At 63.4% G+C, this 26565-nt stretch carries 22 protein-coding genes and 1 tRNA gene; 16 read left to right on the forward strand and 7 right to left on the reverse strand.

Features of this window, described 5'->3' with window-relative positions; genetic code table 11:
• Positions 1–5: 5 nt before the first annotated feature.
• Together ABH945_RS01685 and ABH945_RS01690 are read right to left on the reverse strand one after the other, a co-directional pair.
• Positions 6–1190 carry an acetylornithine transaminase gene (locus ABH945_RS01685; RefSeq protein ID WP_429249524.1) on the reverse strand — a complete coding sequence of 395 codons (1185 nt, stop codon included), beginning with the start codon at positions 1188–1190 and terminating at the stop codon, positions 6–8.
• A gap of 408 nt (positions 1191–1598) precedes the next feature.
• The gene (locus ABH945_RS01690) at positions 1599–2630 is read right to left on the reverse strand and encodes a CDP-6-deoxy-delta-3,4-glucoseen reductase (RefSeq protein WP_074765325.1); all 1032 of its coding nucleotides are present in this window, start codon (positions 2628–2630) and stop codon (positions 1599–1601) included.
• 118 nt (positions 2631–2748) lie between these two features.
• Here ABH945_RS01690 and ABH945_RS01695 point away from each other — a divergent pair, with 118 nt between their 5' ends.
• Complete coding sequence (locus ABH945_RS01695) at positions 2749–3789, forward strand: SDR family NAD(P)-dependent oxidoreductase (RefSeq protein ID WP_429249525.1); 1041 nt, start codon at positions 2749–2751, stop codon at positions 3787–3789.
• 263 nt (positions 3790–4052) lie between these two features.
• Here the strand turns inward: ABH945_RS01695 and ABH945_RS01700 are convergent, their stop codons facing one another.
• Together ABH945_RS01700 and ABH945_RS01705 are read right to left on the reverse strand one after the other, a co-directional pair.
• Positions 4053–4241 (reverse strand): hypothetical protein, encoded by a 189-nt coding sequence (locus ABH945_RS01700; protein ID WP_074765321.1) that lies wholly within the window; start codon positions 4239–4241, stop codon positions 4053–4055.
• 179 nt (positions 4242–4420) lie between these two features.
• Complete coding sequence (locus ABH945_RS01705; protein WP_429249526.1) at positions 4421–5131, reverse strand: pseudouridine synthase; 711 nt, start codon at positions 5129–5131, stop codon at positions 4421–4423.
• 92 nt (positions 5132–5223) lie between these two features.
• Here ABH945_RS01705 and ABH945_RS01710 point away from each other — a divergent pair, with 92 nt between their 5' ends.
• The 10 genes from ABH945_RS01710 to poxB all read left to right on the forward strand — a co-directional run bounded on the left by ABH945_RS01710 (position 5224) and on the right by poxB (position 18136).
• Complete coding sequence (locus ABH945_RS01710) at positions 5224–6486, forward strand: MFS transporter (RefSeq protein ID WP_429249527.1); 1263 nt, start codon at positions 5224–5226, stop codon at positions 6484–6486.
• Between the two features lie 206 nt (positions 6487–6692).
• Entirely contained in the window at positions 6693–7679 is a 987-nt protein-coding gene (locus ABH945_RS01715; protein WP_429249528.1) for a MurR/RpiR family transcriptional regulator, read from the forward strand.
• On the forward strand, positions 7679–8677 hold the full coding sequence (locus ABH945_RS01720; protein WP_429249529.1) for an isoaspartyl peptidase/L-asparaginase family protein: 999 nt from the start codon (positions 7679–7681) through the stop codon (positions 8675–8677). The genes ABH945_RS01715 and ABH945_RS01720 overlap by 1 nt, the downstream gene beginning before the upstream one ends.
• Before the next feature lie 151 nt (positions 8678–8828).
• A complete protein-coding gene (locus ABH945_RS01725) occupies positions 8829–10709 on the forward strand; it encodes a dipeptide ABC transporter ATP-binding protein (protein ID WP_429250349.1) in 1881 nt (626 codons plus the stop codon).
• Positions 10710–10827: 118 nt separating this feature from the next.
• A complete protein-coding gene (gene gsiB, locus ABH945_RS01730; RefSeq protein ID WP_429249530.1) occupies positions 10828–12390 on the forward strand; it encodes a glutathione ABC transporter substrate-binding protein GsiB in 1563 nt (520 codons plus the stop codon).
• A gap of 111 nt (positions 12391–12501) precedes the next feature.
• The gene (gsiC, locus tag ABH945_RS01735) at positions 12502–13422 is read left to right on the forward strand and encodes a glutathione ABC transporter permease GsiC (RefSeq protein ID WP_074765307.1); all 921 of its coding nucleotides are present in this window, start codon (positions 12502–12504) and stop codon (positions 13420–13422) included.
• Positions 13423–13429: 7 nt separating this feature from the next.
• Positions 13430–14335: a glutathione ABC transporter permease GsiD gene (gene gsiD, locus ABH945_RS01740; RefSeq protein WP_074765305.1), complete on the forward strand. Its 906-nt coding sequence runs from the start codon at positions 13430–13432 to the stop codon at positions 14333–14335.
• On the forward strand, positions 14332–15405 hold the full coding sequence (locus ABH945_RS01745) for a P1 family peptidase (protein ID WP_429249531.1): 1074 nt from the start codon (positions 14332–14334) through the stop codon (positions 15403–15405). Before gsiD ends, ABH945_RS01745 begins: the two co-directional genes overlap by 4 nt.
• A gap of 6 nt (positions 15406–15411) precedes the next feature.
• The gene (locus ABH945_RS01750) at positions 15412–16248 is read left to right on the forward strand and encodes a M55 family metallopeptidase (protein ID WP_429249532.1); all 837 of its coding nucleotides are present in this window, start codon (positions 15412–15414) and stop codon (positions 16246–16248) included.
• Between the two features lie 163 nt (positions 16249–16411).
• Entirely contained in the window at positions 16412–18136 is a 1725-nt protein-coding gene (gene poxB / locus ABH945_RS01755; RefSeq protein ID WP_429249533.1) for a ubiquinone-dependent pyruvate dehydrogenase, read from the forward strand.
• A 58-nt stretch (positions 18137–18194) separates the two neighbouring features.
• Here the strand turns inward: poxB and ABH945_RS01760 are convergent, their stop codons facing one another.
• Positions 18195–19118: an alpha/beta fold hydrolase gene (locus ABH945_RS01760; RefSeq protein WP_429249534.1), complete on the reverse strand. Its 924-nt coding sequence runs from the start codon at positions 19116–19118 to the stop codon at positions 18195–18197.
• Positions 19119–19363: 245 nt separating this feature from the next.
• On the opposite strand from ABH945_RS01760, the gene ABH945_RS01765 reads away from it, so the two are divergent.
• Positions 19364–20749, forward strand: coding sequence for an amino acid permease (locus ABH945_RS01765; protein WP_074766528.1), 1386 nt, complete (start codon positions 19364–19366; stop codon positions 20747–20749).
• Between the two features lie 580 nt (positions 20750–21329).
• Positions 21330–22610: a glycosyltransferase family 87 protein gene (locus ABH945_RS01770; RefSeq protein ID WP_429249535.1), complete on the forward strand. Its 1281-nt coding sequence runs from the start codon at positions 21330–21332 to the stop codon at positions 22608–22610.
• A gap of 88 nt (positions 22611–22698) precedes the next feature.
• Here ABH945_RS01770 and ABH945_RS01775 read toward each other — a convergent pair.
• Positions 22699–22783, reverse strand: a tRNA-Leu gene (locus tag ABH945_RS01775).
• A gap of 118 nt (positions 22784–22901) precedes the next feature.
• On the reverse strand, positions 22902–24287 hold the full coding sequence (gene hemN / locus ABH945_RS01780) for an oxygen-independent coproporphyrinogen III oxidase (RefSeq protein ID WP_429249536.1): 1386 nt from the start codon (positions 24285–24287) through the stop codon (positions 22902–22904).
• 303 nt (positions 24288–24590) lie between these two features.
• Between hemN and ABH945_RS01785 the strand changes: the two genes are divergently transcribed.
• From ABH945_RS01785 to ABH945_RS01795, 3 genes are all read left to right on the forward strand, one after another.
• On the forward strand, positions 24591–24908 hold the full coding sequence (locus ABH945_RS01785) for a YkgJ family cysteine cluster protein (RefSeq protein WP_083379992.1): 318 nt from the start codon (positions 24591–24593) through the stop codon (positions 24906–24908).
• 135 nt (positions 24909–25043) lie between these two features.
• Entirely contained in the window at positions 25044–25637 is a 594-nt protein-coding gene (locus tag ABH945_RS01790) for a DUF1439 domain-containing protein (RefSeq protein ID WP_074765289.1), read from the forward strand.
• A gap of 81 nt (positions 25638–25718) precedes the next feature.
• Positions 25719–26555: an undecaprenyl-diphosphate phosphatase gene (locus tag ABH945_RS01795; protein ID WP_074765287.1), complete on the forward strand. Its 837-nt coding sequence runs from the start codon at positions 25719–25721 to the stop codon at positions 26553–26555.
• Positions 26556–26565: the final 10 nt, after the last annotated feature.

The raw sequence follows: 26565 nt of genomic DNA on the forward strand, positions 1-26565 counted from the left end.
TTGGATTACAGCGAGTCGAGGATCGACCGCAGCATCGTCATCATCTGGTCGATTTCTTCGTTCGTGACGTTCAGCGCCGGCATGAAACGCAGCAGGTTCGGACGCGCCGCGTTCAGCAGCAGGCCGTCGGGCTGCATGTCGCGTGCTTTCTCGACGATCAGCGGACCGTTGTCGTTGTCGAGCAGCAGCGCGCGCAGCAGGCCCTCGCCGCGCTCGCCCTTGAAGCCGCGTTCCGCCGACAACTCCAGCAGCTTCGAGCGCAGATACTCGCCACGTGCGCGCACGCTTTCGAGGAAGCCCGGCGCCGTCAGTTGCGAGATCACCGAGTAGCCGACGGCGGTCATCAGCGGATTGCCGTTGTAGGTGCCGCCCTGATCGCCCGCTTCGAATACCGCCACTTCAGCCTTCGACAACAACGCTGCCAGCGGCACGCCGCCGCCGATGCCCTTGCCGAGCGTCATGATGTCCGGCTCGATGCCCGACAGTTCGTAGGCGAACAGGGTGCCTGCACGGCCGCAACCGCTCTGCACTTCGTCGACGATCAGCAGCAGGTTGTGCTTCTTCGTCAGTTCGCGCAGTTGCTGCATGAATTCTTTCGTCGCGGGAATCACGCCGCCTTCGCCCTGGATCGGCTCGAGCATCACCGCGACGGTCTTCGCGTTGATCAGCTTTTCAACCGACGCGATGTCGTTCAGATCCGCCTTCGGGAAACCCGGCACTTGCGGTGCGTAGATCGTGTCCCAGCCCGGCTTGCCGCTCGCCGACATCGTCGCGATCGTGCGGCCGTGGAAGCTGTGATCGAACGTGATGATTTCGAACGCGCCGTCCTTGAACTTCTTGCCCCACTTGCGCGCGAGCTTGATCGCGCCTTCGTTGGCTTCGGCGCCGCTGTTCGCGAAGAACACCTTGTCGAAGCAGCTGTGTTGCGTGAGCAGACCGGCGAGCTTCGCCATCGGCTCGTTGTAGAAGGCGGGCGACGGGTTCAGCAACAGCTTCGATTGCGTGTTCAGTGCTTCGATCATGCCGTCGTTGCAATGGCCGAGGCTATTGACCGCCCAACCCTGAATGAAGTCCAGATATCGCTTGCCGGTATTGTCGTAAAGCCACGAGCCCTTGCCGTGCGTGAAAACGATTTCGGGCCGGTTCGTGATGTACATCAGCGACTCGATCGGATACTCATTGAAATTCATGACGGCAAGCTCCAGACAACGGGGGTGAAGGGTAGATGACGGGTTGGCCTTGCAACAAAAACAACGGCCGGAAAAACAGAAAAGCCACGGCATGCCGTGGCTTTCATGATTCGAACAGCTTGCGCCTTGTGTAGCGCGAATCCGTGACGAAGCCAGCGGCGTCCCTAGGGGAGCGGCGAGCGGCGACGTCGGAGTTCGGACTGGATGCGGTTCATGCGCGAAAGAATACGACAAGAAAAGCGCCGGTGTAAACCACGAATTTGCACAAAAGCGCGACAGGGCGGATTTTTGCGCGCCTGTCGTCAGGCTGACACGTTTTGCGCGAACGGCCTGTCCGGTGCTTCGAACAGGCCGTTTTTTGCTCTGGCCAAGATCATGCGTCGAGCAATCTTTACTCGACCCGTGCGCTTAAACCGCGTTCGCGAGATCGGCTGCGCTGGTGAACGAGTCCGCGTAGAACTCGTCTTCCGGCAGCTGGTGGTGCTGCGTGAAATCGCGTTGCGCCGACTCGACCATCACCGGCGCGCCGCACGCGTACACCTGAAACGCCGACAGATCGGGCAGATCTTCGATCACCGCGCGATGCACGAAGCCGACGCGGCCGGTCCATGCGTCGCCCGCGTCCGGTTCCGACAGCACCGGCACGAACTTGAAGTTCGGAATCTCACGCGCCCATTGTTCGGCGAGTTCGAGCAGATACAGGTCTTTCTTGCGACGCGCGCCCCAGTACAACGTCATCGGGCGATTCAGGTTCTTGAACACCGCGTGCTCGACGATCGCCTTCAGCGGCGCGAAGCCCGTGCCCGATGCCAGCAGCACGATCGGCTTGTCCGAATCTTCGCGCAGGAAGAACGTGCCGAGCGGTGCTTCGAAGCGCAGGATGTCGCGCTCTTTCATCGTGTTGAACACGTGGTCGGTGAATGCGCCACCCGGCATATGGCGGATATGCAGTTCGATCGGGCCTTCGGTATGCGGCGCGTTCGCCATCGAGTAGCTGCGACGCTTGCCGTCTTTCAGGATGAATTCGAGGTACTGGCCGGCCAGATACTGCAGACGCTCGTTGGCGGGCAGTTGCAGCTTCACGACCACAACGTCGTCGGCTTTGCGCTCGATCGCGTTCACGCGGCACGGCAGCTTCTTGACCTGCACGTCGCCGACACCGGCCACTTCGCGGATGTCCACTTCGAGGTCGGAGCAGGCGGTCGCGCAGCACAGCAGCGCGAGGCCGCGCGTCTTTTCGTCGTTCGACAATGCCGACGACGAATGCGCGCCCTGTTCGATTTCGCCGCTGACCACGGCGCCCTTGCACGAACCGCAAGCGCCATTCTTGCAACCGTACGGCAGGCCGATGCCCTGGCGCAACGCGGCGCTCAGCAGCGGTTCGTCCTGTTCTACCTGAAACTGCCGGCCGCTTTGCCGGAGCGTGACGTTAAATGCCATAGAGTGTTCGAAATCGTAAAGTCGGGAATCGTTATTGGAGCATCGCAGCCGTCGTATCCATCGCGCGATACCCGGGGCGCTGATACCTGGCGAGCCTGACGGCTACAATGCGTCCACCATGAAAGCGACACGAAACTTCCGCCGGCCGCGCGTGTTAATCGTAGGTTGCGGCGATGTCGGCATGCGCTGCGTGCCCCTGTTCCAGCCACACGCGCATGTTTTTGCGCTGACCAGCCACGCCGCACGCTGCGCCGAATTACGCGCGGCGGGTGCGACGCCGCTGGTCGGCGATCTCGACGTGCGCCGCAGCCTCAAACGGCTAGCGGGCCTCGCGCCGACAGTGCTGCACCTCGCGCCACCGCAAAAAACCGGCGACGACGACAACCGGACCCGTGCGTTGCTCGCTACGCTCGGCGCGCGTCGCGCTGGCGTGTTGCGGGCCTCGTCGGCATCCGGGAGCACGCCGGTAGGGCGTTTGCGCCATGTTCGTGCTCACTTTCGCGCCTCGTGGGCGGAATCTGAGACAGCCGGTATTGTACCCGACAGGGGGTATCCGACCGCCTCTTTGCCAGCACCGGTCAGGCTGGTCTACGCGAGCACGACGGGCGTCTATGGCGACTGCGGCGGTGCGTGGATCGACGAAACGCGGACGGTGCAGCCGGCCAACGGACGCGCCAAACGGCGGGTGTCGGCGGAACGGCAATTGCGGCGGGCGGCCGCGCGCGGGAGCATCGTTGCCAGCATCGCGCGCATTCCCGGCATTTACGCGCGCAACCGTCTGCCGCTCGCACGGCTCGAAAAGCGCACGCCGGCGCTGAGCGAGACCGACGACGTCTACACCAATCACATCCATGCCGACGATCTGGCCGCGATCCTCGTGCGCCTCGTCACGCACGGCAGGCCGTCGCGGGTGATCCACGCGTCCGACGATTCGTCGCTAAAAATGGGCGAATACTTCGATGAAGTGGCCGACGCATTCGGCCTCGCGCGTCCGCCGCGTATCACGCGCGCGCAGGCCGAGGAGCAGATCGATCCGAACCTGCTGTCTTTCATGCGCGAATCGAGGCGGCTCGCGAACCGGCGTCTGAAAGACGAATTGCGCGTGCAATTGCAGTTTCCGAGCGTGGAGGATTTTTTGCGCGAGTGTGGGAAGGGCTGATTCGAGGGCCGGCGCAAGGACTGACATGCTCGGCAGCGATATATCCGTGGTCTTAGCCATGACGGTCGGCGGCGCGTTGCTTCCTCAAAGAAGCCGCTGAACCCGCGCGCCGCGAAACAGCAAAAATCAGCACGACAAAACCCGGCGTCCCGAGCCATACCCGGTTAATGGTGGTCCAGTCTGGTGGCCCCGTCGCACTGCTTCAACGCATTGGCCTCGCACGGCCTACCGACTCTGACTCAAGCTCAGACTTCCGTTCAAGCTCAGGTCAGCGTCGGCAAAAATTCCAGCAGCAGGAAACACAGCATCCCGCCAATGAGCGCGCCGATCAGGTTCGGATGATATTTGTGCCGCATCCGCATGACGACTGCCAGTCCGCCGACGAGCAGCAGTCCAAGACAAATAAAAGCAATCATCACCTGCGAGATCGCGGTAGTGCTGTCGATATGCATGGCGCCCCTCCTTGAAACCCTTTGTAGTCATTTATGAAATGAGTATAGGGCGCGCTGTAAGGAGAAGCATGTTGCAAAGCAGCAGTCGACGCATCGCGCGGACAGCCGCAGAGCCGCCACCAGCAAGCTTTTCCTGTCACATCAACGTGTTGCGAAGGTCGCGGCGCGGGCCTACCGGTTTACCCGCTCCGTAAAGAACCGAGGTCGTTTTCGTCGAGCCATTGCCATGCGCCGGGCGCCAATGTGGACGGCAACGCCAGTCCGCCGACCCGCTCGCGATGCAACGCTTCGCAGCGGTTGCCCGAGGCCGCGATCATCCGCTTGACCTGGTGGTATTTGCCCTCCATCACGGTGAGCGCCAGCGAGTGATCGTCGCGTGCTTCGGCGTCGACGGCGGCGACCGGTTTGGTCTCGCCGTGCAGCATCACGCCCGCGCGCAACGCCTGCAATTGCGCGTCGTCGATCGGGTGTCGCGTGGTCGCGACGTACACCTTCGGCACCTTGCGTTTCGGCGACGTGAACAGGTGCACGAACTTGCCGTCGTCGGAGAGCAGCAGCAGGCCGGTGGTGTCCTGATCGAGCCGGCCGACGCATTGCACGCCGCGCTCGGCGAATTGCGGCGGCAGCAAGCTGAACACGCTCAGATGATGCTGTGGATCGCGCGAACATTCGTAGCCGGCGGGCTTGTTCAGCAGCAGATACGCATGCTCGCGAAACGGCCACTCGACACCGTCCACGCTGAAGCGGAACGCGTCGTCGAGGGTGGGGAGGTCGGCGTCGGCATCGGTGCAGACGCTGCCGCCGATGCTCACGCGAGCGCCGGCGACGAGCGCGCGGCATTGACGTCGCGAGCCGAAACCTTGGGTGAAGAGGAGACTTTCGAGATTCATGGCGAGCGAAGAATAACACCGCAAGAAGCGGGGCGCCCCGCGACGCAGGACGGACGACGATGGTCGCTCCATCCCGTCGTAGGAATTCCATCATGCAGGTGACTTCGCCGTCTTCGTCCACTTCGCCCAGGATCCGTTTACCGCGCGCGTTCCGGCGGCTCGCGTGGTCGAATCTGGCCGCGCAATCCGCCGAGCAGATCAGTCTCGCCGCTGCGCCGCTCGTCGCCGTGTTCGCGCTCGGCGCCGATGCGCGCGATACCGGTCTTCTGCAAACCGCGCAGACGCTGCCGTTCCTGTTGCTCTCGTTGCCGCTAGGCGTATGGGCCGACCGCCGCTCGCGCCGCACGCTGATGACGCTCGCCGAAAGCGTGCGCGTAGTCGCGATGCTCTGCGTGCTGTTGCTCGTGCTCACCCATGCCCTGTCTCTGCCGATGCTCGCCGCGCTCGGCTTTGTCGCCGCGACCGGCACGGTGGCGTACAACGTCGCGGCGCCTTCGCTGGTGCCGTCGATCGTGCCGCGCGAAGCCTTCGCGAGCGCGAACGGCCGGCTTGAACTCGCGCGCAGTGTTGCGTATTCGGCGGGACCGGCGCTCGGCGGACTACTGGTCGGCTGGATCGGCGCGGGTTGGGCGTACGGCTGCGCTGCGGCGATGTCGGCGACGGCCGTCGCGCTGCTGGCGGGGCTGCACGAACCGCAGCGCGCAGTCGCGCCGCGTCGTCATTTCATGCTCGAACTGCGTGACGGTACGCGCTTCGTGCTGCGCGACGCACTACTGCGTCCGATGCTCGCAACGGCGGTGTTTTTCAACCTCGGCTTCTTCATCCTGCAGGCGGTGTATGTGCCGTATGCGGTGCATCGGCTGGGGCTGTCGGCGTCGGCGGTGGGCGTGACGCTCGGCGCTTACGGTGTCGGCATGGTGTGCGGTGCGCTGGCTGCGCCCGCCATCGCGCGACGGCTGGCGTTCGGGCGTGTGCTGATCATCGGGCCGTCGTGCGGATTGCTGGCATCGCTCGTGATGGTGGCGACGCTCGTCGCACCGTCGTTCTGGCTAGCGGCGGCGAGTTTCTTCCTGCTCGGCGCGGGCCCGATTCTGTGGGTGGTCGGCAGCACCACGCTGCGCCAGGCGATCACCCCCGAACGGATGATGGGACGCATGTCGGCGTTGATCAGCACCGCCACCTACGGCGCGCGGCCGGTGGGTGCGCTGCTCGGCGCGGTCATCAGCGCGCGCTGGAGTGTCGATGCGTGTCTGGTCGCGGCGGCAGCGGCATTTCTGGTGCAGGCGCTGATCATCTTCACGTCACCGGCGGCGCGGCTTGCCAGCATCCCGGAGGAGGGCGCGGCAGTCTGCTGAAAATGGATTTTCATGCGGCGCGTGTGTTGCCGATCGCAGCTTAAGGCACCGCCAGGCGCCGCCCCGCAGCGTTTCGACAACGCTTCGCCAGACTCGTACCGCTAGGTGAAAACCCTCAAAAATGAAAATGTATTTTTGTCCGACGAGTTTTTATGTAAATATAATTTCATCCAATTCAGATCAAGCCACGGCTCTGCCACGCTCGTATGAACCATCGCCCGTCTGCTGCTTCCAGTCCCGCCGAACAGGCCATCGCCGCGCACATCGCGAAGGCGATGCCGACGCTGACGCCGATTCACCGGCGCATGGGCGAATACGTGCTGGCCAATCTGTTCCGCGCGGCCACCATGCGGATCGACGAACTGGCGAGCGTGGTCGGCGCGTCGGTGGCGACGGCCAACCGCTTTGCCCGCGCGCTCGGCTTCGACGGCTATCCGCAGTTTCGCGAGGCGCTGGTGCGCGGTTTCGAAGCGACGCTCGCACCGGTCGAGCGCTTGCGCAGCGCGCAGGAATCGCTGGCGCCCGGCGACGATCTGGTCGACGCGTCGCTCGAACAGGCCGCCAGCAATCTGAACGCGACGCGCACAGCGATCGACCGTGCCGCTGCCGATGCCGCCGTCGAAGCGATCATCGCGGCTCGTCGCGTGTTCGTGCTCGGTTACGGCGCGAGCGCGTTTCTCGCCGGGCTGATGGAGCACGGGCTGACGCCATATCACGACAACGTGCAGTCGCTCGCGCTGATGGGCGGTCCGACGCATGCGGCGCGCCGTCTGTTTGCATCGAACGAAGACGATCTCGTGATCGGCATTGCGTTTCCCCGTTATGTCGAAGACACCATCGAACTCGCGCGCCGCGCAGCCAGCCGGGGTGCGCGCGTGCTGGCGCTCACCGACGGCCCGCATTCTCCGCTCGCGCAATTCGCGAGCCTTTCGCTATACATCCGCGCGGACCGGCGGCTTGCGTCGAATGCAGATTCCGCGGTGTTGGCCGTGATCGAAGCGCTGTGCGACGCGGTGGCGTATCGCGCGACGCGTTCGGTCCAGGCGGCTGCCGAAGTCAGCGAATTCGTGCTGCCGTGGCTGGTCGATTCACAAGCCGGTTCACAAGCCGGTTCGGCTGCCCCGGCCAATAAACCGGTGATCGCAGCACCTCAAGCCACTCCCCGTAAAACTCGCACTCCCCACAAGAAATAATGAATTCCAACGCAGTCATTGCCATTCATGGCGGGGCAGGCACGATCCTGCGCGCGTCGATGTCGGCCAGCGCCGAAGCTGACTACCACGCCGCGCTGCATGCGGTGCTGAGCGCCGGGCAACGCGTGCTCGCCGACGGCGGCAGCGCACTCGACGCCGTCAGCGTCGCCGTGCGTCTGCTCGAAGACTGTCCGCTGTTCAACGCGGGACACGGCGCGGTGTACACCGCAGCGGGCACGCACGAACTCGACGCCGCGATCATGGACGGCAGCACGCTGGAAGCCGGCGCGGTCTGCTGTGTGAAGCGCGTGCGCAACCCAATTCTGGCGGCGCGCAGCGTGCTCGAACACAGCGAGCACGTGATGTTCACCGGCGAAGGCGCGGAAGCATTCGCCGCCGCGCAAGGGCTCGAATTCGTCGATCCCGCCTATTTCGATACCGAAGCGCGGCATCGTCAGTGGATGCTGGCGCGCGGTCAGCAACGCGCAATGCTCGATCACGACGGCGCGACGCTCGCTGCCGGCGCATCGTCATCGGCAGCGAACGACGAACCGACGCCGCACGAGCCGATCGATCCGAACCGCAAGTTCGGCACGGTGGGTGCAGTGGCGCTCGACATTCACGGACACCTCGCGGCTGCGACGTCGACGGGCGGCGTGACCAACAAGCAGGTCGGCCGGGTCGGCGATACACCGCTGATCGGCGCAGGCTGCTACGCGGACGACGCCACCTGCGCGGTATCGACGACCGGCTCCGGCGAGATGTTCATGCGCATGGTCGCTGCGTACGACGTCGCCGCGCAGATGGCGTATCGCCAGGTGTCGTTGCAGGACGCCGCGCACGACGTGGTGATGAACCGGCTGCCGAAAATCGACGGACGCGGCGGTCTGATCGCCGTCGACGCGCAGGGCAACGTCACGTTGCCGTTCAACACCGAAGGCATGTATCGCGGCTTCGCGCGGCTCGGCGAAACACCTGAGACGGCGATTTACCGCTGAGGCGCGTGCCTGCGTCCTTGCCTGCATTTCCATCGAACCTCGCCCGAACGAATCATCGCGTGAGTGCGCGTTAGCTCACGCCAGTCGCGTCCGTATTCAAGGAACCACCGTGCCTACAGCATTGCCCACCAGCCATTCGCCTATCGACACCATGCCGCCGCAGCGCGTGCTTGCGGTCGACGATCTGTCGGTCGCGTTTCGCCGCGGCGACGCGACCTTCAATGCGGTGCGCAATCTGTCGCTGACGGTCGAGCGCGGCGAGACGCTGGCGATCGTCGGTGAATCGGGTTCGGGTAAATCGGTGACTTCGCTCGCGTTGATGCGGCTGATCGAGCAGGGCGGTGGGCGCCTTGCCGGCGGCAGCGTCATGTTCCGGCGCCGCGACGGCAGCGTGCTCGATCTCGCGAAAGCGTCGAACGGTACGATGCGTTCGATTCGCGGCGCCGACATCGCGATGATCTTCCAGGAGCCGATGACGTCGCTCAATCCGGTGTTCACTGTCGGCGATCAGATCAGCGAGGCGATTGCGCTGCATCAGGGCAAGAGCCGCAGCGCCGCGCACGCAGAAACGCTGCGTCTGCTGGAACTCGTGCGGATTCCCGAAGCGCGGCGAGTGGCGGCGCGCTTTCCGCATCAACTGTCGGGCGGCATGCGGCAGCGCGTGATGATCGCGATGGCGCTGTCGTGCAAACCCGCGTTGCTGATCGCCGATGAACCGACCACCGCGCTCGACGTGACGATTCAGGCGCAGATCCTGCAACTGATTCGCGGCTTGCAGGACGAGATGAACATGGGCGTGATCTTCATCACGCACGACATGGGCGTGGTCGCCGAAGTGGCGGATCGCGTGCTCGTGATGTATCGCGGCGAGAAGGTGGAAGAGGGCGCGTCGGACGCGCTATTCGCCGCGCCGTCGCATCCGTACACGAAGGCTTTGCTGGCGGCGGTGCCGCGCCTCGGCGCAATGCAGGGCACCGATCAGCCGGCGCGTTTTCCGATTCTCACCGTCGAACAGGCGAGCCTCGGCACGACCGATCAGGCGGTGCGCCCCGCCGCCGCGGTGGCGAAAGAAGCACAGCCGCTGGTGCTGCACACCACGCCGCCGATTCTGCGCGTGCGTGATCTCGTGACGCGCTTCCCGGTCAGAAGCGGCATGCTCGGCCGCGTGACGGGACGTGTGCATGCAGTCGAAAAAGTCAGCTTCGATTTGCGGCCTGGCGAAACGCTTGCGCTAGTCGGCGAATCGGGTTGCGGCAAATCGACGACGGGCCGCTCGCTGTTGCGGCTGGTCGAAAGTCAGAGCGGGTCGATTGAATTCAACGGCCGCGAAATCAGTTCGCTGACCGGCCCCGCGTTGCAGGCGCTGCGTCGCGATATCCAGTTTATTTTTCAGGACCCGTTCGCGTCGCTGAATCCGCGTTTGACGGTCGGCTTCTCGATCATGGAGCCGCTGCTCGTGCACGGCGTCGCGCAAGGTGAAGAAGCGCAGGCGCGCGTCGAATGGCTGCTCGAAAAGGTCGGCTTGCCGCGCGAGGCGGCGCGTCGTTATCCGCATGAATTTTCAGGCGGTCAGCGGCAGCGGATCGCGATTGCACGCGCGCTCGCATTGAATCCGAAAGTCGTGATCGCCGATGAATCCGTGTCCGCGCTCGACGTGTCCGTGCAGGCGCAGATCGTCAATCTGATGCTGGATCTGCAGCGCGAGCTCGGTGTCGCGTACCTGTTCATTTCGCACGATATGGCGGTGGTCGAGCGCGTCAGTCATCGCGTGGCGGTGATGTATCTCGGCCAGATCGTCGAGATCGGGCCGCGTCGCGCGGTGTTCGAAGCGCCGCAGCATCCGTACACGAAGAAGCTGATGGGCGCGGTGCCGGTGGCCGACCCGGCGCGCCGTCACGCAAAACGCCAACTCGCCGTGGATGAAATTCCCAGCCCGATTCGCGCACTGGACGACGAGCCGGTCGTCGCGCCGCTCGTCGCGGTGGGATCGGATCACTACGTCGCACAGCATCGCATTGGCGGCGCTTACTGAAGTGGATCGAGCCACGCAGTCTGAAGCAATCCGAAGCACCTTGAAGCAAAAAACCAAAGCAAAACGATTTTTTCGCAGCCTCTCAACCTGATTTATCTAGCGGCCTGGAGCCAATCTCATGAACCTGCTGGTCCCGTCTTCTCCGTTTCGTTTGCGCGCGCTGATTAGCGGCGGCGCGGTGGTGTTCGCGATGCTCGCGGGCAATGCGGCGCACGCCGACACCCAGGCCGTGATGGCCGTCGCGTCGACCTTCACGACGCTCGATCCGTACGATGCGAACGACACGCTGTCGCAAGCCGTTTCCAAATCGTTCTATCAAGGGCTGTTCGGCTTCGACAAGGACATGAAGCTGATCAACGTGCTGGCCGACAGCTATGAAGCGAGCCCCGACGCGCGCGTCTTTACGTTCAAGCTGCGCCACGGCGTGAAGTTCCAGGACGGCACCGACTTCAACGCGGCGGCCGTGAAAGCGAACTTCGACCGCGTGACCGATCCGGCGAACAAGCTCAAGCGCTACAACATGTTCAGCCGTATCGACAAAACCGAAGTGGTCGATCCGTACACGGTAAAGGTCACGCTGAAGACGCCGTTCTCGGCGTTCGTCAACGTGCTTGCGCATCCGTCGGCGGTGATGATTTCGCCGGCCGCGATGAAGAAATACGGCAAGGACATCGCGTTCCATCCGGTCGGCACGGGTCCGTTCGAACTCGTGAAGTGGGACCCGGCAGGCGATCTGACAGTGAAGAAGTTCACCGGTTACTGGAAGAAGGGTTACCCGAAGATCGACGCGATCGACTGGAAGCCGGTGGTCGACAACAACACGCGCGCCGCGCTGATGAGCACCGGCGAAGCGGACTTCGCGTTCCAGGTGCCGTACGAACAGGCCGCGCAATTGCAGTCGAACCCGAAGGTCGATCTGGTCGCCGCGCCGTCGATCATCGAGCGCTATATCAGCCTGAACGTGAACCAGAAGCCGTTCGACAACCCGAAGGTGCGCGAAGCGCTGAACTACGCGATCAACAAGGACGCGCTGGTCAAGGTGGCGTTCTCCGGTTATGCGACGCCGGCTGAAGGCGTCGTGCCGCAAGGCGTCGACTACGCGACGAAGCTCGGCCCATGGCCGTACGATCCGGCGAAGGCGCGCGCGCTGCTGAAGGAAGCGGGTTATCCGAACGGTTTTGAAACGACGTTGTGGTCCGCATATAACTACTCGACCGCGCAGAAGGTGATCCAGTTCGTGCAGCAGCAACTCGCGCAGGTCGGCGTGAAGGCGCAGGTCGAAGCGCTCGAGGCGGGGCAGCGCGTCGCCAAGGTGGAAAGCGCGCAGGACCCGGCGAAGGCGCCGGTGCGGATGTACTACATCGGCTGGTCGTCGTCGACGGGTGAGGCTGACTGGGCGATTTCGCCGCTGCTCGCGTCCGCGTCGTTCCCGCCGAAGATGATGAACACCGCGTACTACAAAAACGATACGGTCGACAGCGATCTGAAGCAGGCGCTCGAAACCACCGACCGCACGCAGAAGACCGCGCTCTACACCGACGCGCAAAAGCGCATCTGGACCGACGCGCCGTGGATCTTCCTCGTGAAGGAGAAGGTCGTGTACGCGCGCAGCAAGCGTCTGTCGGGTGCGTACGTCGCGCCGGACGGCTCGTTCAATTTCGACGAAATCGCGATCAAGTAATCCGATGAGTGCCGCGTCCGTTGCGTTGACGATTCAACGCGGCGGACCGCGTCACCGCATTGGCGTCACACGCGATTCTTCGCAATCCGCATCACTGCAGGATAGGGTTTCATGCTGAACTTCCTCGTCAAACGTCTCTTTGGCCTGCTGCCGACGCTCTTCATCGTCGCCGTGCTGGTGTTTCTGTTCGTGCATCTGCTGCCGGGCGATCCGGCGCGTCTCGCCGCCGGTCCCGAAGCGGACGAAGCCACCGTCGCGCTGGTGCGCTCGGATCTCGGTCTCGACAAGCCGATGCCGCAGCAGTTCGTCAATTTCTTCGTGCGTATCGCGCACGGCGATTTCGGCATCTCCACGCGCAGCAAGCGGCCCGTGAGTCAGGAGATCGCCGAACGCTTCATGCCGACGCTGCTGCTCACGCTCGCCAGCATGGTGTGGGCGGTCGTGATCGGGATGGCGCTCGGGATCGTCTCGGCGGTCTGGCGTAACCGGTGGCCCGACCGGCTCGGCATGACGCTCGCGGTGTCGGGCATTTCGTTTCCCGCGTTCGCGCTCGGCATGCTGCTGATGGAGATTTTCTCGGTGAAGCTCGGCTGGCTGCCGATTGTCGGCGACGGTTCGTGGCGCAGTTACGTGCTGCCGTCGCTGACGCTCGGCGCGGCGGTCGCGGCGGTGATGGCGCGCTTCACGCGGGCGTCGTTCGTCGAAGTGATGCACGAAGATTTCGTACGCACGGCGCGCGCCAAGGGCGTGCCCGAGCGGCTCGTGATCGTCAAGCACTGCCTGCGCAATGCGATGATTCCCGTGATCACGATGATGGGTTTGCAGTTCGGCTTTCTGCTCGGCGGCTCGATCGTGGTCGAAGTGGTGTTCAACTGGCCGGGCCTCGGGCGTCTGCTGGTGGATGCCGTGTCGATGCGCGACTATCCGGTGATTCAGGCCGAAGTGCTGTTGTTCTCGCTGGAATTCATCATCATCAATCTGATCGTCGACGTGATGTACGCGGTGATCAATCCGACTATCCGTTTCAAGTGAGGCCCGCATGAGCATCTCTGCAACCGAGGCGAATGCGGCGCGCGCCGCTATCGTGGAAAGCGCGATCCGTACACCGTGGAGCGAGTTCTGGCGCAAATTCCGCAAGCAGCACGTGGCGCTCGGCGCCGGCATTTTCGTGCTGCTGCTGATCGTGGTCGCGATTGCCGCGCCGCATATCGTGCCGTACGACCCGGAGAATTTCTTCGACTACGACGCGCTGAATGCGGGGCCGTCCGCGGCGCACTGGTTCGGCGTCGATTCGCTGGGCCGCGATATTTTCAGCCGCATTCTCGCGGGTTCGCGCATCTCGCTTGAGGCGGGCTTTTTGTCCGTCGCGATCGGCGCGGTGATCGGCACGTTCTTCGGCCTGCTCGCCGGTTACTACGAAGGCTGGTGGGACCGCATCACGATGCGCGTGGCCGACGTGCTGTTCGCGTTTCCCGGCATTCTTCTGGCAATCGGCGTGGTGGCGATTCTCGGCAACGGCATGATCAACGTGATCTGCGCGGTGGCGATTTTCAGCATTCCCGCATTCGCGCGGCTGGTGCGCGGCAACACGCTGATGCTCAAGCAGCTCACGTATATCGAGGCGGCGCGCAGCATCGGCGCGTCGGACTGGACGATCATCGTGCGGCACATTCTGCCGGGGACGATTTCGTCGGTGGTGGTGTACTTCACGATGCGTATCGGCACGTCGATCATCACGGCGGCGAGCCTGTCGTTTCTCGGACTCGGTGCGCAGCCGCCGACGCCCGAGTGGGGCGCGATGCTCAACGAAGCGCGCGCGGATATGGTCACCGCTCCGCATATCGCGCTGTTTCCGAGCCTGGCGATTTTCCTGACCGTGCTGGCGTTCAATCTGCTCGGCGACGGTCTGCGCGACGCGCTCGATCCGAAGCTCGACCGGCTATGAACCCCGCACCGCATATCGGCACGCTGGCGAGCGGGCCGCTCGGTACGATCGCCGATGTCGACGGCGTGACGGTCGGTCATTGCACGATCGACCAGCATGCGTTGCAAACCGGCGTCACGGTCATTCGTCCGCATCGCGACGATCCGTTTGTTCATAAGGTGCCCGCTGCGGTGTCGGTGATCAACGGCTTCGGCAAGAGCATCGGGCTGGTGCAGGTTGAAGAACTCGGCACGCTGGAAACACCGATCGCGTTGACCAATACGTTCGGCGTGGGCGCGGTGGCGCAGGCGCAGATTCGCGCGGCGATCCGCGCGAATCCGCAGATCGGGCGCGAGTGGTCGACGGTGAATCCGCTGGTGTTCGAATGCAATGACGGCTACCTGAACGATATCCAGGCGCTCGCCGTCACCGAACAGCATTTCAACGACGCATTCGATTCCGCCGATACCAACGTCGCGAGTGGCTCGGTCGGGGCCGGGCGGGGCATGTCGTGCTTCGATCTGAAGGGCGGGATCGGCAACGCGTCGCGCGTGGTCGAGGTGGCGGGGCGGCGGTACACGGTCGGCGCGCTCGTGCTCGCGAACTTCGGGCGTCTGCCGATGCTGACGATCGACGGTACGCCGCTCGGGCGCATGCTGACCGAACGCGCGGCTGAAGCAGCAACGTCTGAAGCAGCGGCGCTCAGCGCCAAACCCGAGCAAGGCTCGATCATCATGATCGTCGCCACCGATGCGCCGCTCGACGCGCGTCAACTGAAGCGCCTTTCTTTGCGCGTGGCAGCCGGTCTTGCACGCACCGGCTCCGTGTACGGTCACGGCAGCGGCGATATCGCGCTGGCGTTTTCAACCGCCTACACGGTGCCGCACGACGCCGATTCGATCACGCTGCCGCCGCTCGTCGCCGATGCGCGTCTCGATCCGCTGTTCCGCGCGTGCGCCGACAGCGTCGAGCAGGCGATTATCGATGCGTTGTGGAGCGCGACATCCGTAACGGGTCGCGACGGACATCGACGTGTGTCGTTGCACGACAGCGTGCCCGACCTCGCTCAACTACTGAAGCTCACCGACTAGCGAATCATGAAAGTCCTCATTTCCGCCGATATCGAAGGCGTGGCCGGCGTATTCCACCCTGAGCAAACCCGCGCGGGCAACGGCGAATACGAAGCCGCGCGCCGCTGGATGACGCTCGAAGCCAACGCGGCAATCGAAGGCGCATTCGCGGGCGGCGCGTCGCAAGTGTGGGTCAACGATTCGCACGGCGGCTTTCGCAACCTGCTGCCCGATCTGCTCGATCCGCGCGCGCAGGTCGTGCTCGGCAAACCCCGTACGCTCGGCATGATGGCCGGGCTCGAATACGGCGCGGCGCTGGTCTTCATGATCGGCTATCACGCGATGGCGCAAACGCGCGGCATCCTCTCGCACACGATCAACAGTTTTGCGTTCGCACGGATCGCGTTCGACGGCGTCGAGTTGGGCGAAGCCGGTGTGTACGGCGCGCTGGCTGAAGAATATGGCGCACGTGTAGCGCTTTTATCCGGCGACGACGTTTTCGCCGAAGAAACCGCGCCGCGTTTTCCTGATGCACGCTTTGTCGTCACGAAGAGTGCGACCGGGCACGCGAGCGGCGTGACGCAATCGCCGGCGAATGCGCGCGAGGCGATCCGCAGTGCTGCTTGCGACGTGGTGCGGCAGCACATCGCCGGCGGTCACGGGCCGCATGCGGTCCGCCTGTCGCAAACGAAGCCCGTCGATTGTGAACTGCGTGTGCAGACCAGCGCGCTGGCCGATCTGTTCTGTCAGTGGCCGACGCTCACACGCATCGACGCCGTGACGTTGCGCTTTAGCGCGGCATCGGCAGAACATGCTGTGCGGATGCTGAACTGTCTTTCCGCGATGTCGTTCATGCTGCGTTAGGGCTAGCGCAAGTCCAGGCCCAAGCCTACGCGGCCATTTCACTCCGCTTACGTTTCGCTCCGCAAACGCGCACCCAGACGGCACGTTTAGTGAGGACGCGTTACGCTCTGGCATTCTGGAGCGACTGTCCTTGTCACTGAGTTCTCACTGAGCGGAGTACAGCATGGGTAAGCAGACGATTGCGGATTATCTGGCGAAGACACTGGCGGCAGCCGACGTCGAGCGCATCTGGGGCGTCACGGGCGACAGCCTGAACGGCCTGTCCGACAGCTTGCAGCGGGTCGGCTCGATTCGCTGGATGCACACACGTCACGAAGAAGTCGCCGCCTTCGCAGCGGGCGCCGATGCCGCCGCGACCGGCAAGCTCGCGGTGTGCGCGGGCAGTTGCGGGCCGGGCAATCTGCATCTGATCAACGGGCTGTATGACTGTCACCGGAACCATCAGCCGGTGCTGGCGATTGCCGCGCATATTCCGTCGTCGGAAATCGGGCTGGGGTACTTCCAGGAAACTCATCCGCAGGAATTGTTCAAGGAGTGCAGCCATTACGTGGAACTGGTGACGAACCCGTCGCAGTTTCCGCGCGTGCTGGCCCGTGCAATGCGCACCGCCATCGAAGAACGCGGCGTCGCGGTCATCGTTTTGCCGGGCGATGTCGCGCTCGCCGAAGCGCCCGAAGAAACGCCCGCGTGGGCCGGGACGCTGGAGCGCTCGACGGTGGTGCCGTCCGACGCCGATCTCGAGCGTCTCGCCGATCTGCTGAACCAGGCGGGCGGCGTGACGCTGCTATGCGGCAGCGGTTGCGCCGACGCGCACGACGAAGTCGTCGCCTTCGCCGATCAACTCGGCGCGCCGACCGTGCACGCGTTGCGCGGCAAGCAGTACGTGGAGTGGGACAACCCGTTCGATGTCGGCATGACCGGGCTGATCGGCTTCAGCTCCGGCTATCACGCGATGATGTCGTGCGACACGCTCGTGATGCTCGGTACCGATTTCCCGTATCGCAACTTCTATCCGTCGCACGGCAACGTCGTGCAGATCGACCGGCGCGGCTCCGCGCTCGGCAAGCGCGCGCCGTTGAAGCTCGGGCTGGTCGGCGATGTGAAGGCGACCTTGCAGGCGCTGCTGCCGAAGCTCAAGCGCAAGACCGACCGGCGCTTTCTCGAGAACGCGCGCAAACATTACGCAGACACCCGCAAGGGCCTCGACGATCTCGCGCGGCCGTCGGACCCGGGGCGCGCGATTCATCCGCAGTATTTGACCAGCATCATCGACAAGGTGGCGAATGAAGACGCGGTGCTGTGCGCCGATGTCGGCACGCCCACGTTATGGGCCGCACGTTATCTGACGATGAACGGCAAGCGCAGTCTGCACGGCTCGTTCAATCACGGCTCGATGGCGAACGCGATGCCGCAGGCGCTCGGCGCACAGGCGGCCGACCCGGGGCGTCAGGTGATATCGATGTCGGGCGACGGCGGCCTGTCGATGCTGCTCGGCGACCTGCTCACCGCGCGCCAGCTCGATCTGCCGATCAAGGTCGTCGTGTTCAACAACGGCACGCTCGGTTTCGTCGCGATGGAGATGAAGGCGGGCGGTTATCTCGAGAGCGGCACCGATCTCGCCGCCACCGACTTCGCGGCGATCGCGCGCGGCGCGGGGATCTACGGCGTGCGGATCGAGCATTCGGAAAATATCGAAACGGCGCTGCGTGAAGCGTTCGCGCATCCGGGCCCGGCGGTGATCGACGTGGTGACGGCGAAGCACGAACTGGCGATGCCGCCGAAAATCCAGTGGGCGCAGGCGAAGGGCTTCAGCCTGTATATGTTGAAGGCGGTGCTGAATGGTCGCGGTGACGAGGTGGTCGAACTGGCGACCACCAATTTGCGCTGAGCTTTGAATCAACGCTGGAAGATGCGTGATCGACCTTCACGCATCATCCAGCGCGCGATCACTGCTGCCGGCTCAATTCACGCGCGGCACGGTCGATCACATCGGCAATCGCTCCCGCATGCGATACCGGCGCGAGGTGGCTCGACGCCATCGGCACGATTTTCGCGCCCATCCGGTCGGCCATGAATCGCTGCACATCGGGCGACACCGCGCGGTCTTTTGTGGTCAGCACATACCACGACGGCTTTTCCTTCCAGCCGACCTGGCTCACCGTTTCGCTGAACGCTTTCCCGCTGATCGGCACCTGTGCAACCGACAGCACGCGCGTCAGATTCTCGGGCACGTCCGCCGCGAAATCCGCGTGATAGCGGGTGCGGTCCAGCCATAAGAAGCCGCTTGCGTCCGCGTTGATCGCCTGGCCCGCAGGCATCTGCGCGCCGCGTTTCATCAGATCGACCGTCGATTCGTGCAGGTCCGGCGCAATCGCCGCAATGTAGACGAGGCCCGCGACGTTCGGCGCGCTGGCGCCCGCTTCGGTAATCACGACGCCGCCCCACGAATGACCGACCAGCATCGTCGGGCCGTCCTGACGGGCGAGCACGCGGCGCGTGGCGGCGACGTCGTCGGCGAGCGAGGTGAGCGGGTTCTGCACCGAACTCACGTGATACCCCTTCTGCTGCAAGCGGGCTACCACGCCGTTCCAACTCGATCCGTCGACGAAAGCACCGTGAACCAGCACGATATTGCGCACGGGGCCGCTCAAAGTCGCGGCGGGCTTAGCGGGAGAGGCGGCGGTGGCAGCGGGGGCGGGTGTGGCAGGCGTCGCTGCCGGCGTGACGGGTTCGGGCGCAGCAGGCGTGACGGCCTCGGTGCCCGGCTGGTCCGCCGGTTCCGCTGCGGGAGCCGCGGTTTGCGCGAAGGCATTCATCCCCGCGAAACACAGAGACCAGACAGCGGCGCAAAGCAGGCGTTTGGGCGACATGTTGAATCTCCGGGGGCTGACTTCTCGACTAGGGCAACATACCGAAGCACCGCCCGGGTGACAATCACTATCCTCGCCGTTAAGTGCGGCGCAGTACCAACGGAATGCAACGCAAATCAGGTCCCTATTTCACGCGGGTTGGTCCCAGTATTTAGGTGATGACCGGGCAAGGTAAAATTTGCGGTTTTGCCTGGACGGCCTCCGAGTCTGCCGGGCTGATTGACATCCAAACACTGGGGCGCAAGTTGAATAGTGCACAGCAGCAAGAGGGCCTGAAGCGCGGGCTCAAGAATCGCCACATCCAGCTTATCGCGCTGGGCGGGGCGATCGGCACGGGCCTCTTTCTCGGCTCGGCCAGCGTGTTGCAGGCAGCCGGTCCGTCGATGATTCTCGGCTACGCGATCGGCGGCATCATCGCGTTCATGATCATGCGTCAGCTGGGCGAAATGGTCGCGCAGGAGCCGGTCGCCGGTTCGTTCAGCCATTTCGCGTACAAATACTGGGGCGATTTCCCGGGCTTTCTGTCGGGCTGGAATTACTGGGTGCTGTACGTGCTCGTGAGCATGGCCGAGCTGACGGCAGTCGGCACCTATGTTCACTACTGGTGGCCGGGCGTGCCCACGTGGGTGTCGGCGCTGGTGTGCTTTGCCGCGATCAACGCGATCAACCTCGCGAACGTCAAGGCTTACGGCGAAACCGAGTTCTGGTTCGCGATCATCAAGGTCGTGGCGGTGATCGGCATGATCGTGTTCGGCGGTTTTCTGCTGATTAGCGGACACGGCGGCCCGCAAGCGTCGATCACCAACCTTTGGAGCCACGGCGGCTTTTTCCCGCACGGCTTCCACGGTCTGTTCATGATGCTCGCGGTGATCATGTTCTCGTTTGGCGGGCTGGAGCTGATCGGCATTACCGCCGCTGAAGCCGCCGATCCGCAGAAGAGCATTCCGAAGGCCGTGAATCAGGTGATCTACCGGATTCTGATTTTTTACATCTGCTCGCTGGCGGTGCTGCTGTCGTTGTATCCGTGGAACCAGGTGGCGGCGGGCGGCAGCCCGTTCGTGATGATCTTCTCGCAGATCGGCTCCACGCTGACCGCGAACGTGCTCAACGTGGTCGTGCTGACGGCCGCGCTGTCGGTCTACAACAGCGGCGTCTACGCGAATAGCCGCATGCTCTACGGTCTCGCCGAGCAGGGCAATGCGCCGCGCGCGCTGATGAAGGTCGACCGGCGCGGCGTACCGTATATGGCGATCGGTTTGTCGGCGCTGGCTACCTTCACCTGCGTGATCATCAACTATCTGATTCCGGCCGAAGCGCTCGGGCTGCTGATGGCGCTGGTCGTCGCCGCGCTGGTGTTGAACTGGGCGCTGATCAGCCTGACGCATCTGAAGTCGCGCAGGGCGATGGTCGCGGCGGGCGAGAAGCTCGTGTTCAAGTCGTTCTGGTTCCCGGTCAGCAACTGGATCTGCCTCGCGTTCATGGCGCTGATCCTCGTGATTCTGGCGATGACGCCGGGTCTGTCGGTGTCCGTATGGCTCGTGCCGGTGTGGCTGCTGCTGATGTGGGCAGGCTATGTGTTCAAGCGCCGGCGCGCGGCCGCGCACGGCGGCGCGGGCGTGGCAGGGCATTAAATGTCTGCGTGATAGCGCTGGTGTGGGCGGTTCCGGGCTTCGGCAGCCGGGACCACTCACCCCCGGCAGCGAAGCGGCATCTACATGCACCGCTTCTGCAGTTTTACGTTCGGCCTGCCCAGGCCGACGCATTTATTCAGGCAATCACACTATCGGCGACGCAATGTCGCCGATTTCCGTTTACGGCCACTTTACGGCCCCTTAAGCGCGGCCAGGACTGCGCGCAATAGTCTGCGAAAACGCGCCTGAAAACCCCTCCGCATTTCCCCGATAGGCGAAGTGGATGTGCCCGAGCGCACAGATTGATTTGGCGGAGCCGGTAATCTCAGTCCGAACGTGGGACCTGAGCATCGGCGGCGTGGCAAAAAATACTTAAAACCTGTTGTGAGACGCTCAAGCGGGGGTGTCGGCACAGCCCTTCGCATTGCCGTGCTATCCGGCGATGCGACGCCGGGCTTGCCGCTCGGGCCGCCGCCTTCCCAATGCCAGTCATCCGGTTTCCCGTACGTCCCGCGCCTGCGCGGGCATGAAGTCGCGATCACTCGCACGTTTTATCCTGTGTACCGAACAAGGGGACGTCATGTTCAATGCAAGCGCCGTGCGCGCGAAGTCGGGATTGAGCCTCAGTGCGGGCGCCGTGCTGCTGCTTCTGGTCGCGGTGGCCTGCCTCGCGCTGCACGTCGTGCACATCGTCGCGAAGTTCCGCGCGAATCCGGCCGATGCGTTCAGCGATTTCAACCTCTATCTCTACGCATTCAACGCTGTGCTGGACGACCCGGCGAGCCTCTACGATCACGACAGCCTCGTGACGTTCCTGCAGCAGATCGGCGCGCGCTCCACGGGCGACGACGTGTTCTACGCGTACCCGCCGCAGTTCGCGCTGTTCTTCTCGCCCCTGTCGTTGCTGACGCCGCTGGCCGCCAAACTTGTCTGGTTCTGCGGATCGGTCCTGCTGTTTGCAGGCGGGCTGTGGATGCTCGTGAAAATGGCCTACCGTGGCACCGAACGCGGTGTCGGCGTGTTGCTGGTTGCGATCGCGCTGCTGAGCTTTCCGCTGATCGAAGATACCTACGACGGCCAGTCGAACGAATTGCTGTTCTTTCTGCTGGTCGCCACGTTTTTCCTGATCGAGCGAGGCAATCGCTATGCCGCCGGTCTCTTTCTCGGCTTCGCGATCGCGATCAAACTGACGCCCGTTGCGGTCGCCGGCTTGCTGCTGTTGCGCCGCGAATGGCGCGTGGTGATCGTGACGATCGTCGTGTCCACGGTGCTGACGTTGCTTACCGCTGCGCAGTTGGGCTCGCGCGTTTTGTGGCACTACTTCATGTCGGACATGGCGCGTCTGAACGGCATGACCATGGCGATGGGCGGGGGCGGCGCGCCGAGCAACAACTCGTTGCGAGGCGCGTTGCAGACGCTGTCGACGAATGCCGGCATGCCGGTCTCCGACGGCATGCTCGCGATTATTTCCGCGGTGTTCGTGCTGGCCGTGTGCCTGTTTTCCGCGTATCTGGTAATTCGCCGCCATCGCGACAGCCGGATGGACTACGCGCTCATCTGCATGACGATGTTGATGGTGTATCCGGTACTCGAATCGATCCACATGGTGCTGGCGCTGATCCCGCTGCTGATTCTGCTGGGGAGCGCTTTCGAGCCGCGAGCCGGGCGGCTTTCGGCGATAGGTCTGAAAGTGGAGATGCTTCTGGGCGCGGTTGCCGTGGTGTTGCTGTTTTTCTCAGCGAGGTTTGTGTCTTATACGGTCGCGTCGATGATCATTTATCTGCTTTGCGTCGCGCGATATTTTTCACCGTCGATGAAGTCGTGGCGACGGAAATCTCATCACGTGCGGCGGCTTGCATGAGCGGTGCCGGCGACATCCACTGAGATTTTTTGATGCGAAGGGATTTTGCGATGTCTTCCGGATAGTTGAAGGTCCGAAAGATTTTTGATGGTGCCCAGGGCCGGAATCGAACCGGCACGCCTTGCGGCGGGGGATTTTGAGTCCCCTGCGTCTACCAATTTCACCACCTGGGCAGGTCCTGCAGCGTACGCGCTAGAACACGGCGCGCAGCGAAGACGCAGATTATGGCCGAAAATTCGGCGACGGGCAAGCCAGTTGCCCCGGTCTTTTGCTTCGGGCCCGTCGAAGCGGTCAAACCGTACGGGAAAACCGTTCGAGCGTCTGCCGTCCGAGGTAGCGGTCGAACACCATCGCGATGTTGCGCACGAGCATGCGTCCGGCCATCAGCACGTCGAGACGGCCGAAGCCAATCGACACCAGGCCGTCGTCCTCGAAGCTGCGCAGGCGCTCCAGTTCCGGCGCGAACGTGTCGGCGAAGTGGATGCCATACGCGGCTTCGAATTCATCGAAGCGCAATTCCAGGTTGCACATGAGTTGCGTGATGACGTCGCGGCGCAGACGGTCGTCGGCGGTAAGACGCACGCCGCGTGTGATCGCGAGGCGCCCCGAGTCGATTGCGTCGGCGTAGGCGGGCAGGTCCTTTGCATTTTGCGCGTACACGTCGCCGACCTTGCCGATCGACGATGCACCGAAGCCGATCAGATCGCATTCGGCTCGCGTGCTATAGCCCTGAAAATTGCGATGCAACGTGCGCTGTGCCTGCGCACGCGCGAGTTCGTCGGTGGGCAGCGCGAAGTGATCCATGCCGATGTACACATAACCCGCGTCCGTCAGACGTTCGACCACTCGTTGCAGCAGCGCAAGCCGTTCGGTGGGCGAGGGCAGCGTTGCCGGGTCCATCTGACGCTGCATCTTGAAGAGCTGCGGCATGTGCGCATACGCGAATACCGACAGACGATCAGGCGCGAGTTCGATCATTGTGTCGAGTGTGCGCGTGAAGCTGTCGACCGTTTGATGCGGCAGTCCGTAAATCAGGTCGACGCCGATCGAATGAAAGTGCGTGTCGCGTGCGGCCTGCATCACCGAGGTCGTCATTTCGAGCGGCTGAATACGGTTGATCGCCTTCTGCACGACCGGATCGAAGTCCTGCACGCCTAGGCTCAAACGGTTGAAGCCCAACTCGCGCAAATGCGCAATCGTGTCGGGCGACGCTTCGCGCGGATCGACTTCGATCGAATATTCGGCGTCGTCGTCGGGCAGCAGCGTGAAGTGCTCGCGCGTGGCGGCCATCAATTCGGCCATTTCATCGTGCGACAAAAAAGTGGGCGTGCCGCCGCCCCAATGCAATTGCGATACCGGACGCTGTGTGTCGAAACATGCGGCCTGCAACGCCATTTCACGCTTCAGCCGGTCGAGGTACGGACGCGCGTGCGCGCGGTTTTTCGTGGCGACCTTGTTGCAACCGCAGTAGAAGCACACGGTGTCGCAAAACGGAATGTGGAAGTACAGCGAGAGGTCGGTTGCGTACTCGCCCGGGTCGGCGGCGGCGCGTAAATAATCGGCGGGGTCGAAGGTTTCGCGGAACTGCAGCGCTGTCGGATAGGACGTATACCGTGGACCGTTCGCGTTGTACTTGGCGAGCAAGTCGGGGCGAAATAGCGTGTTGGCGGTGGTCATGAGTGGCTCGAATGAGTCGGCCACCGAGGAAGAGGCGAGAGCAGGCGGCATCGCCCGGACCCGATCGAACAGCGCAGACGTCTCTTGAACATGGCCTTTCGGAGCTTTCGAGTTTAAGTGAGCGGCGGCTGGCCGGATTGTGTAAAAAGGTCGCACAAAAAATCAGCCAGGCAGGCGATGGCACAATGCCGGTCTGGCAATGCGTTGCCTGTTTTCGAGTTCAGGAAAAATGTCGTGAGTGATGTTGTCCAAAGCGGTATTCAAAGCGGTTCACAGGGTGTGCCCGAGGGCGTCCTGAATCGCGTGACGAAGCGCGCGTCTCCATTCGATTCCGCCGATCACGCGTGCCGCCCCGATTGCGGCGCGTGCTGTATCGCGCCGTCGATTTCGAGTCCGATTCCGGGCATGCCGCACGGCAAGCCGGCGGGCGTGCGCTGCGTGCAACTCGGCGACGATCTGCGCTGCGCGATTTTCGGCCAGCCGGAGCGGCCGGCGTGCTGTTCCGGCCTGCAACCGCAGACGGAGATGTGCGGCTCGAACCGTACGGAAGCGCTCGCGTGGCTGACGCAGCTGGAAGTGATGACTCGGCCGCAATCCGGACAAGTCGCAGCCGGCCAGTAACGCGAGTCGCATCGACCTGTCGCCGCCGCGTGCGCTTATTCATTCACTCACTCACGACGACATAACCACGCGACGCCGCAACGACATGACCCAACGCAACCGCATGCCCGAAACATCTTCCACTGGAGATTCCGCATGACTCGACCCGCAGCGCCGACCCGGCGCCGCTTTCTGCGCGCCGCGCTGACAAGTTTTAGCGCGCTCGGCATTACCGCCTCGCTCGCGGCATGTGCGACGCCGATGTTCCCGTTTATTCCTAAGGACTACACGTTCTCGCATCAGCAGGTGCAGGACGCGGTACAGCGCAAATTCCCGTATCAGCGCACGGTTTCGCAGGTGTTCAATGTCGCGCTGACGAATCCCGTGGTGGGTTTTCTGCCCGATACGAACCGGGTGTCGGTGAAGCTCGACGCACGTTTTGCGAGCCCGTTCATGCCGCAACCGGTCGACGGCGTGTTCACGCTGTCGAGCGAACTCGCGTACGACGCGACCAGCAAATCGATCGTGCTGAGGTCGCCGAATGTCGATAACGTCAGCGTGACTGGCGAGGCGCAGGCCTACACGCAGCAGATCAACGCGGCGGCCGCCGTGCTCGCGCAGCAGCTGCTGACCAACTACCCGATCTACACATTCAAGCCAGAACAGCTTCAATTTGCCGGAGTTAATTACGAACCCGGTACAATCACAATCCTTACAAACGGCATACGCGTGCAAATCGTCGAAAAATGACGTGGTGCGCGGCCGTCGGGGCCGCGCCTGGAGTGTCGACCCCTGATCGTTTCCGACAAATCTACCGCGATGGGGTCACGGATGGACTGGCTACTGGCTTGCAAGGCGCTGATTCTGGGTGTCGTCGAAGGGCTGACGGAATTTCTGCCGGTGTCGAGCACCGGGCACCTGATCGTGGTCGGGAGTTTGCTGAATTTCACCGACCAGCACGCAAAAACTTTCGATGTCGTTATCCAGCTCGGCGCGATTCTCGCCGTGTGCTGGGAATTCCGGCGGCGCATCGGCACGGTGCTGATCGGCCTGCCGACCAGACCGGAAGCGCGGCGCTTCACGCTGAACGTCATCATCGCGACGATTCCGGCCATCGTGCTCGGCCTGCTGTTCGAAAAAAACATCAAGGCGGCGCTGTTTTCGCCGGTGCCGGTCGCGCTCGCGCTGGTGGTCGGCGGCGTGGTGATTTTGTGGGCGGAGGCCCGTCAGCGGGCGCGCGGCAAGACCGAAGCGCGCGTGACCAACGTCGACGACCTGAGCCCGCTGGACGCGCTCAAAGTCGGCCTAGCCCAGTGTTTCGCGCTGGTGCCGGGCACCTCGCGCTCGGGCGCGACTATTATCGGCGGGATGCTGTTCGGACTCGAGCGGCGGGTCGCCACCGAGTTTTCGTTCTTTCTCGCAATTCCGATCATCTTCGGCGCGACCGCTTACGAGCTTTACAAAGACTGGCACCTGCTTTCCGCCGACGCGCTCGGCAGTTTCGCGCTCGGTTTCGTGGCGGCGTTCGTCAGCGCGTTTATCTGCGTGCGCTGGTTGCTGCGGTATATCGCGTCGCACGATTTCACCGTGTTCGCGTGGTATCGCATCGGCTTTGGCCTGTTGATCCTGCTGGTTGGCTACAGCGGCGCGTTGAGCTGGGCCGATTGAGGCCTTCTCT

The sequence above is a fragment of the Paraburkholderia sp. GAS333 genome (genome assembly GCF_050435665.1).
GTDB lineage: Bacteria > Pseudomonadota > Gammaproteobacteria > Burkholderiales > Burkholderiaceae > Paraburkholderia > Paraburkholderia fungorum_A.

Excerpts from the sequence above, each read along its gene's own strand:
- ABH945_RS01705 (WP_429249526.1), bottom strand. The coding sequence starts at position 5,131 with ATGAATCTCGAAAGTCTCCTCTTCACCCAAGGTTTCGGCTCGCGACGT.
- hemN (WP_429249536.1), bottom strand. The coding sequence starts at position 24,287 with ATGACCACCGCCAACACGCTATTTCGCCCCGACTTGCTCGCCAAGTAC.
- ABH945_RS01720 (WP_429249529.1), top strand. The coding sequence starts at position 7,679 with ATGAATTCCAACGCAGTCATTGCCATTCATGGCGGGGCAGGCACGATC.
- ABH945_RS01795 (WP_074765287.1), top strand. The coding sequence starts at position 25,719 with ATGGACTGGCTACTGGCTTGCAAGGCGCTGATTCTGGGTGTCGTCGAA.
- ABH945_RS01745 (WP_429249531.1), top strand. The coding sequence starts at position 14,332 with ATGAACCCCGCACCGCATATCGGCACGCTGGCGAGCGGGCCGCTCGGT.
- ABH945_RS01690 (WP_074765325.1), bottom strand. The coding sequence starts at position 2,630 with ATGGCATTTAACGTCACGCTCCGGCAAAGCGGCCGGCAGTTTCAGGTA.
- gsiC (WP_074765307.1), top strand. The coding sequence starts at position 12,502 with ATGCTGAACTTCCTCGTCAAACGTCTCTTTGGCCTGCTGCCGACGCTC.
- ABH945_RS01710 (WP_429249527.1), top strand. The coding sequence starts at position 5,224 with ATGCAGGTGACTTCGCCGTCTTCGTCCACTTCGCCCAGGATCCGTTTA.
- ABH945_RS01750 (WP_429249532.1), top strand. The coding sequence starts at position 15,412 with ATGAAAGTCCTCATTTCCGCCGATATCGAAGGCGTGGCCGGCGTATTC.
- ABH945_RS01715 (WP_429249528.1), top strand. The coding sequence starts at position 6,693 with ATGAACCATCGCCCGTCTGCTGCTTCCAGTCCCGCCGAACAGGCCATC.
- ABH945_RS01790 (WP_074765289.1), top strand. The coding sequence starts at position 25,044 with ATGACTCGACCCGCAGCGCCGACCCGGCGCCGCTTTCTGCGCGCCGCG.
- gsiD (WP_074765305.1), top strand. The coding sequence starts at position 13,430 with ATGAGCATCTCTGCAACCGAGGCGAATGCGGCGCGCGCCGCTATCGTG.
- poxB (WP_429249533.1), top strand. The coding sequence starts at position 16,412 with ATGGGTAAGCAGACGATTGCGGATTATCTGGCGAAGACACTGGCGGCA.
- gsiB (WP_429249530.1), top strand. The coding sequence starts at position 10,828 with ATGAACCTGCTGGTCCCGTCTTCTCCGTTTCGTTTGCGCGCGCTGATT.
- ABH945_RS01770 (WP_429249535.1), top strand. The coding sequence starts at position 21,330 with ATGTTCAATGCAAGCGCCGTGCGCGCGAAGTCGGGATTGAGCCTCAGT.
- ABH945_RS01725 (WP_429250349.1), top strand. The coding sequence starts at position 8,829 with ATGCCGCCGCAGCGCGTGCTTGCGGTCGACGATCTGTCGGTCGCGTTT.
- ABH945_RS01685 (WP_429249524.1), bottom strand. The coding sequence starts at position 1,190 with ATGAATTTCAATGAGTATCCGATCGAGTCGCTGATGTACATCACGAAC.
- ABH945_RS01700 (WP_074765321.1), bottom strand. The coding sequence starts at position 4,241 with ATGCATATCGACAGCACTACCGCGATCTCGCAGGTGATGATTGCTTTT.
- ABH945_RS01760 (WP_429249534.1), bottom strand. The coding sequence starts at position 19,118 with ATGTCGCCCAAACGCCTGCTTTGCGCCGCTGTCTGGTCTCTGTGTTTC.
- ABH945_RS01695 (WP_429249525.1), top strand. The coding sequence starts at position 2,749 with ATGAAAGCGACACGAAACTTCCGCCGGCCGCGCGTGTTAATCGTAGGT.